Here is a 1,736-nt window from a genome sequence, read left to right as displayed (position 1 = left end):
GTCGCTGGCCGAGGTCATGCTTGAATGCGAAACGATGGTCGAGTCACAGGCCGGCAAACGCGGCATTACCGTGACGTTTCCGAAATTCCCTGTGCCCTGCTTCGTGAATGCCGACCGCACCCGGCTCAAGCAGGTACTGATCAACCTGCTGTCGAACGCCATCAAATACAACACCAGCAGCGGAACAGTCGTGCTCAACTGCGTGGATCTGCCGCAAAAGCGCATCCGTATCTGCATTGAGGACACGGGCGAAGGCCTGAATCCGGCCAAGATCGACCAGCTCTTCCAGCCTTTCAATCGCCTGGGCCAGGAGGCCAATACCGAACAGGGCACGGGCATTGGCCTGGTAATGACCAAGCGGCTGGTTGAGCTGATGGGTGGCGTCATCGGCGTGGAAAGCGTTGTCGGAAAAGGCAGTGTGTTCTGGATTGAAATGGACGTCACCGAACAGCGGGAATTCCACCCCGAACTGGCAACCCTGGCCCCGGCCTTGCAACGCCAGGTGCCTACAGATCCCCGCGCCCACACCCTTTTGTATGTAGAAGACAACCCCGCCAACCTGATGCTGGTGGAAGACCTCATCGCGCGCCGCTCCGACATCCGGCTGCTGTCGGCCCGTGACGGCATCAGCGGCATCGCGATGGCCAAGGCCTCGCAGCCGGACATCATCCTGATGGACATCAACCTGCCGGGCATCAGCGGCATCAAGGCGGTACAGATTCTGTGTGCCGATCCGTTGACTGCACACATTCCGGTGGTGGCGCTCAGCGCCAATGCCATACCTCGTGACATTGAAAAAGGCATGGAAGCCGGCTTCTTTCGCTACCTCACCAAGCCCATCAGGATCAATGAGTTCATGGACACCCTGGATTTGGCGCTGGCATTTTCCAAAACAAAGTCCATGCAGGCCCCCGTGCCAGAAAAAACCGCATGAACACCGAATTCGACATCCTGAACGGCAGCATCCTGGTGGTGGACGACCAGCCCGTCAATGTGCAGTTACTCGAGCAGTTGCTGGCAGGCGCCGGCTATACCCAGGTCAGATCCACCATGAATTCGCTGGAGGTAGCCGCGCTGCACGCAGAGCACCGCTTCGACCTGATCCTGCTCGACCTGAAAATGCCCGGCATGGACGGCTTCCAGGTGATGGAAGCACTCAAGGAAGACCAGCACGATAAATACCTCTCTGTCATCGTGCTGACCGCGGAGCCGGCCCACRAGCTGCGCGCCTTGCAGGCCGGCGCCAAGGATTTCATCAGCAAACCGTTTGACCTGGTCGAAGTCAAGACGCGCATCCACAATGCGCTGGAAGTGCGCCTGCTGTATAAAAAGCTGGAAAACTACAGCAAGCTGCTGGAGCTGGCCATGCAACAGAGCACCGCAGAAACCGACGAAGCGCGAAGCCGCTAATAGCGTCTGGCTGGACCAGGCGGCCAGGCCCATCCCTCTAGTCTGCGGCCCGCATTTACTGCTTGAGCTTTTCAAGCAGGAAGTCGATGAACAAGCGCACCCGCAAGGGCACGTGCCGACCATGCGGGTACAGCAGTGAAAATGGCCGGGACCGCCCCGCAAAAGGCTGCAACACCTCTTGCAGCCGGCCCTGGCGCAAGTCTTCCTCGACGATAAAACGGTAAGTCTGCAGCAGGCCCGCGCCATGCCGGGCCAGCGTCACCCCACCCAGCAGGTCTTCCGAGCAGCAATATCCACCGCTGGTCGCCACCTCCAGCGCCTTGCCT

At 59.5% G+C, this 1,736-nt stretch carries 3 protein-coding genes; 2 read left to right on the top strand and 1 reads right to left on the bottom strand.

Annotation, left to right across the window (positions count from 1 at the left end):
- The coding region (locus AC1DWI_RS21860) for an ATP-binding protein (RefSeq protein ID WP_477725755.1) at positions 1-934 on the top strand (934 nt) is incomplete at its 5' end.
- Complete coding sequence (locus AC1DWI_RS21855) at positions 931-1,410, top strand: response regulator (RefSeq protein WP_477725754.1); 480 nt, start codon at positions 931-933, stop codon at positions 1,408-1,410. The genes AC1DWI_RS21860 and AC1DWI_RS21855, both read left to right, overlap by 4 nt.
- A 55-nt stretch (positions 1,411-1,465) precedes the next feature.
- Here the strand turns inward: AC1DWI_RS21855 and AC1DWI_RS21850 are convergent.
- The coding region (locus tag AC1DWI_RS21850; RefSeq protein WP_477725753.1) for a LysR substrate-binding domain-containing protein at positions 1,466-1,736 on the bottom strand (271 nt) is incomplete at its 5' end.

The organism is Polaromonas sp. P3_C2 (assembly GCF_056402675.1).
This window is presented reverse-complemented; position numbering and strand designations above follow the sequence as displayed.